The organism is Nostoc sp. UCD121, assembly GCF_014222285.1.
GTDB lineage: Bacteria > Cyanobacteriota > Cyanobacteriia > Cyanobacteriales > Nostocaceae > Nostoc.
Genome location: NZ_JACKZS010000326.1, coordinates 1 through 5,526, shown reverse-complemented (window position 1 = coordinate 5,526; position 5,526 = coordinate 1). Strand labels below are relative to the sequence as shown.

The following is a 5,526-nucleotide window of genomic DNA, read 5'->3' as shown; positions in this document are numbered from 1 at the left end:
AGGCACAGCGTAAGATGGCTGATATCTTGGTGGCTGCTTTCTTGCCAGTGGCGCGATATTCGAGCGGTAATTTTACACCAGAGCAGATCCGTTTTGCTTGTTGGGAAGCGCAGGACTCGTTGAATAAACACGGCAGTTATATGCGTTTGGCACTGTCGGTGGAACAACCGCAGTTTGTGGTGTCACAGCCAGCGTTGACTGCACCAGTTGTAGCGGTTAATGCCCCAAGTTACAAGAGTAATGTTTTATCCGAGCCTGAGATTTCAGGGGAAGCGGCTGATTCAATCAGACCCGCTTCAATAGTTCAAGGTCAGGCTTCGTCTCAAGAATTAGATGCGATTTTTGGCGCAGATTGAGCGAAGAATATTTGAACGATAGCCGCCGCAGTTGTAGCTGTTAACTGTTAGGCGGCTTTTGTCGTGCTTATGTAGTTTAGTGGTAGTAATTTTGAGGGCTATTTTTTTCTTTTTCGGTTTTGACTCTCAAAAACTTTCCGCCAAATATGGCGTACTGTGCGTCAGAAAAAGATGGATTACAAAGTTTATGCGCTAATTAGCGTGTTTAAAACTCGTTGGTAAATATGGGGATAAATCGGGTGACTTTTGGGATTTATTGGGAATTATTGAGCTAATGAGAATTTGGTGACTGGAAGATGTTGAAGAGGTAAAAAAATCAGGGATGAATTTGAATTTGCGTTCTGTAGAATTGGGATATATTGAGTTTAATTGCTGAGAATTGGTGAAAATCGGGAATTTGGGCGATTTTCGGTGTAATGCACAAAACAGCAAAATCAAAGCACAATTGTAATCTTTCACAAGATTTATTTACAAAGGCTGAAGGCATTACGGTATAGGCGTTTTAGCCTTTTAGGAATGATTATTAACAAGGGGTCAAAAACGGGGTAAATTTTTGTAGATTTAATGTTGAGTCTTGGTTCTGTTTCAAGTCGAATGCTCAACGTTTACTTTGAAAGTGATCAACTACGATAAAGCGATCGCGCATCTTGTGGTCAACCTAATCCAAGATAGAATCAGGAACGAAAAAATTAAATTGATGATGAGCCAGGGGTAAGCGATGGAAGCCAAAAGCGAAGTGACAATAAAATTTAGTGGCTCACTACCAACAGCTACACCTCTTCCGAACAAGAAAGTTGCAATCGAGTTGACCGATCAGAACGGCATAGTCTTCACTGCTCAAGTTAATGCAAAAAGTTGGCGGAAGGCGGAAACTAGCGCCTCAGAATTTGCAGACTGGGCTGGGGCTGTATCGGGAAAGCTTGGACAGCGCACAGAAAACGGGTTTGAGGTAGTTGATGCTGGGGTTCAAATCTTTGAAAAGAAGGCGAAGGAGGCCAAAGCAGATGTAGCGGCGGCTGAAGCTGGCGCAAGTTAATAGACAGACTTCCTTGGCGATCTCAGTTTTCTTTAAAAGCGATCGCTTTTCCAAACGTTAGTGTTTTCATATATATATTATTCAAGATTGTCAGCATGACCATTACTACCGATACACAGCAGTTATCAGTCAATAATCAACCGATAACGCCAACAGATTCTCTACAATATCGTGCAATTGGGCGGCTGTGGGGAAGGTATGTTCCAAGTAATGAGCTTATTTATAAAGGACAACTAATAACTGTTGATGGTGTAATCCTGAATGCTACTCTCAAAAAAAGAGCATCGAAAGTAGTTCAAGCTGAACTTGATTTATCACAAAATTATTTGTGGACTGTCTACCCTAAAACACTATTAGAAACCTCTGGCATAGGACTAGATGTGAGTTTAATAAGTGTGAGGAAACCATCGGAGGATACCGAATCAGTTCAGACGGAATTTCAGTCACTAGCTGATAATTTTTCTGTTCAAGGTCTTGTCGTATATCAGGATTTTAACTCAGGAATAGTAGAAGTCAAGATTCAGCAAGAGCCTCGGAGTATAAATGATACTCCCAAGAATTTTAAACTGAGACTAATCGGATTTTTACCGCCCAATTCGGTGAAGTGTTTCTGGAATTTTCAGGTACGGCGTGTGGGGACTGACTTAGTAATTCAATCAGGAGAATGCATTAAATATATGGGTGCTAGGCAATCAAAAATTGAAAAATTATCAACAATGCCATCATCAAATACCCACGAGCAAGCCGAAGTTAATCCAACATAACAGGCGTAATCATCACCCTGTTATTACTCATTTACTTAATGCCAAAGAGTGTATCCCTGCAAATAATCAGTTATGCCCAAACGTAAATCAAATCAAACAAATAGTTCACCATCACCAGAAATAGTCACGCCTCAAAAACCAGCTATTGTACGTGTCGTCAAGCAAGAAACTACTGATACCCCTGCACCATCTGAATCATCATCAACCACCGCACCAAAAGAAAATCAAAATAGTGTACCTGAGTTACACGTTTTGAATAACCAGAGTCAAAGCAAAGAAGAGGAGTCATCAAACAGTACCCCTCAAGCTACTTCTGAAGCTGGACTTCAAAAAGTAAATGCAGCTATAGACTCGTCTAACTTGACATCAACCGCAGAGATGGCAACAGTTAATGTAGAAGAATTAACTCAAAACTCTTCAAGCGAAGCAATAGAATTAGCACAAACAGAACGAAAAAATAAACAACCGCAACTAGAGAAACGAATACCACCATATAAAAAATTAGAGACAGTAACTAACTGTGAAGGACAGACTTTTACTGTTGGGGATGAGATCCAAGTGAGTACCTCTAACTTTGGCTCTCAATCGGCTGTAATTACATTTTTTTATTCAACGCCAGATGGAAGTATTTGGTCTAGTTATTATCCTTTGACTAAAGACCAATGGCGGCGCGGTTGCTGCCGGATTGAATATTTGAAAAAGCTTGATGAAAATTTTTGCAATGCTTAACGGTGTAAAAGCACAGTTATTGAAAAATTGTTGTGAAGCGATTTTGAAGAAAAGGTGATCACCGAAGACATCCACCGACAGTTCATTCTAAGATGGGCATATATACAGAAATCCTTATAGCGAACTCGAATTATTCGATTGTGTCCTTTTAGGCACATCAACCACATCAATCGCCCCCATATTCTGGGGGTATTTTTATGGCGGTAGTGGCGAAAGCGAGGTAACAATCAAATGAGCGTGGCTCACTACCATCTGAGGTAGTGTTAGGCGTAAGCTGTAGACATCAATGAATCTAGAAGACTTTGAGGCATCGATTACACGTTTGACTAAGAACGTTGAACACAGCCCAAGAACGCCCTATTTTCGTTTTCAGCCTCTATTTCTGAAATTGCAGCTATCTCGTTGGCTCAACCTGGGTGGCCGCCGAGATACGGATACCGTTGGCGAATTCCCCAAACAGCTAAACTGAACCGATTAGTTCAGCAATGAAACGATTGAGAACCTTCTGAGCAGTTTTATACCCAGTAGCTTGCTTACCTAACTTCAGTTGGGACAAAATGCGATCGCGTAAAATTTCAAGTTCTCTTATCGGTGGCAAACCGACAGGTTGTTTAGCGCTTGTGGTATTAGATATCTGATGTGACTCACTCTGCCGTGTAATACTTGGTTGAATGGGAGCTAAAAAATCTGAGTCTTCCCGTGTAATATAAGGGTTATCGTTATGCCTAACAATGTGTTCTAAATAATCAGCACGGGTTAAGCCTAAGCATTCCGAAGCAATACCAAGAGCCTTCCAAGTCTTATCTGTTAATCGCAAAGAACGTACTTCACGATAGTCATCATTCTTGAGCGCAAACTTTCCCTGAATATCTCGTTTCCACATAAACTTAACCGTGTATTACATCGGAAGCTTAACGGGAGATGAGGAGGTTTTACCATGTAATACACGGAATCAGACTTAAATCTTATTGATTTTTGAGTAACAGCCTAAACGGGTATTATCTAGCACACAATAGTGTCTGCCAATCTTGCAAAGTGTGAGGAACGAGTTTTAGCCCGTGGTATCTCCTCTAACCATGCAAAAACTCGACCTAGATTGATAGCGGCAGCCGTCAAAATATGCTGTAGATGAGTTTTAGCTAACCCAATATAACGGCAATCGCGCAATTCAAATCCTCGGATGCCCTGAGAGATAGTACCTTCAATGCCTGAACGCAGTTGATACTGTTTTTGGAACTGTTCAGTTTTTTGTCGCTCTCTGCCTTTTTGAAGGGCTTCGTAATCGGATTGCGCCTGTATAGTTAACCCGCGAGGGTTTGTTTTTGCATGAGTACATTGACTCCGAACTGGACAAGCCAAACAATCACGTTGCCGAAACTCAACGTAAATTACAGGTTTACCATAAACACTTTTATTCTTTTTCCAAAGGTAACTACGCTTACCTTGAGGACAATAGACTGCTTTCTGTTGCCAATCTATTTTAAAGTGAGATAAATCAAATCCCAGTCCGGCTTTTGCTTGCCATCCCACGTTCAGGGCTACTGGCCCCAACAGGTCAATGTTATAGTCTCGCTCTGAGGTAGAAAGTAATTGTGCTGATGTGTATGCTTGGTCAACCAAGTGCTGTTGAGGCAGGAGGTTTTTTTCTCCCAAAGCTTGGTGAATTGAGGGAACAACTGTTACGTCTTGAGTTGTGGCAGCAGTCGTTTCTACATGAGTGATAATGTGAGGTGAGTCTTCATCACAACTTTCTGTCAGATGCACTTTGTACCCTGTCCAGTTAGAGCCTGTCAAGAAACAACTTTTACAATTTATTGTCTAGGAAGCTTACTGAGAAAGCATTTCTAGCTCAAAAGAAGCAAGGTTGTTACATGACAAGCTCTTAGTAGTGCGTTTGGTGCTGTTACGAGCTTCTAAGTCATAGGGAGAGCGAATTCGTACCGCTCCCGGTGGCCCATCTTTTTCGTTGCGTAACTGAATCTTGTCTGTTGGTGCATAGTATTGCTGTAACCAAACTTGACGCAAAACTTCTACGGCTGGCAGTTGTCGCAGATCAATGGGGGAAGTTTGGGAATAGATATTATCGAGTAAATGAAAACCATCCGCACCAATTATCTCGGCTAATGCTTCCCTCTCGGTAGGTGTTTTAGGGAGTCGAGAATCTTCAAGACGTTTGCTATAGCGGTCGTACCACTCGGCCGGAGCTAGTGACTTCAGCCAAACAGGTGCAACTTCAGCCACAGCATTTAAGGCATAGCGCAGCGTTTCCCCTAAATGTTCCAGTCTGCTTAAATCCCTGACTACAGCTAGTATATGGGTTGAGTCAGTGCGCTGTTTTCCTCTTGCTGACAGTAGTTTGAGTTCCTGAAATTTCGACAGCATCAAGTCTAGTATTTGCTGCTCGACACCACCTCTTATTAAGCGATCGCGGAATTCGCTTAGAATACTAAAGTCAAAACCTGGATCTGTTAACTCTAGGGACAAAGCATATTTCCAGTCAATCCGCCCTTGCACTGCTTGCGCTGCTTGTCTATCAGACAAATTTTCTCGCATATTGCATTACCTGTAGCGAACTGCAAACATAAACGCTTCAAACCGCAAACAAGGCGATTTTGAAACCACATTCTCTGCAAATAAGGGT

Annotated in this window: 8 protein-coding genes; 5 read left to right on the top strand and 3 right to left on the bottom strand. The window is 41.8% G+C overall.

What is annotated here, in order from left to right:
* From GNF10_RS34660 to GNF10_RS34640, 5 genes are all read left to right on the top strand, one after another.
* The coding region (locus GNF10_RS34660; protein ID WP_221644703.1) for a hypothetical protein at positions 1-356 on the top strand (356 nt) is incomplete at its 5' end.
* Positions 357-1,074: 718 nt separating this feature from the next.
* Positions 1,075-1,392, top strand: a complete 318-nt coding sequence (locus tag GNF10_RS34655; RefSeq protein WP_185582155.1) for a hypothetical protein — start codon at positions 1,075-1,077, stop codon at positions 1,390-1,392.
* Positions 1,393-1,487: 95 nt separating this feature from the next.
* On the top strand, positions 1,488-2,156 hold the full coding sequence (locus GNF10_RS34650) for a hypothetical protein (protein WP_185582154.1): 669 nt from the start codon (positions 1,488-1,490) through the stop codon (positions 2,154-2,156).
* Positions 2,157-2,228: 72 nt separating this feature from the next.
* Positions 2,229-2,885, top strand: coding sequence for a hypothetical protein (locus GNF10_RS34645; RefSeq protein WP_185582153.1), 657 nt, complete (start codon positions 2,229-2,231; stop codon positions 2,883-2,885).
* Positions 2,886-3,171: 286 nt separating this feature from the next.
* Entirely contained in the window at positions 3,172-3,354 is a 183-nt protein-coding gene (locus tag GNF10_RS34640; protein WP_185582152.1) for a hypothetical protein, read from the top strand.
* On the opposite strand, the gene GNF10_RS34635 is transcribed toward GNF10_RS34640, so the two are convergent.
* The 3 genes from GNF10_RS34635 to GNF10_RS34625 form a co-directional block, all read right to left on the bottom strand.
* Complete coding sequence (locus GNF10_RS34635) at positions 3,346-3,768, bottom strand: hypothetical protein (protein ID WP_185582151.1); 423 nt, start codon at positions 3,766-3,768, stop codon at positions 3,346-3,348. The genes GNF10_RS34640 and GNF10_RS34635 overlap by 9 nt on opposite strands.
* Positions 3,769-3,887: 119 nt before the next feature.
* Entirely contained in the window at positions 3,888-4,679 is a 792-nt protein-coding gene (locus tag GNF10_RS34630; RefSeq protein WP_260446376.1) for a transposase, read from the bottom strand.
* Between the two features lie 33 nt (positions 4,680-4,712).
* Positions 4,713-5,438, bottom strand: a complete 726-nt coding sequence (locus GNF10_RS34625; protein ID WP_260446249.1) for a transposase — start codon at positions 5,436-5,438, stop codon at positions 4,713-4,715.
* Positions 5,439-5,526: the final 88 nt, after the last annotated feature.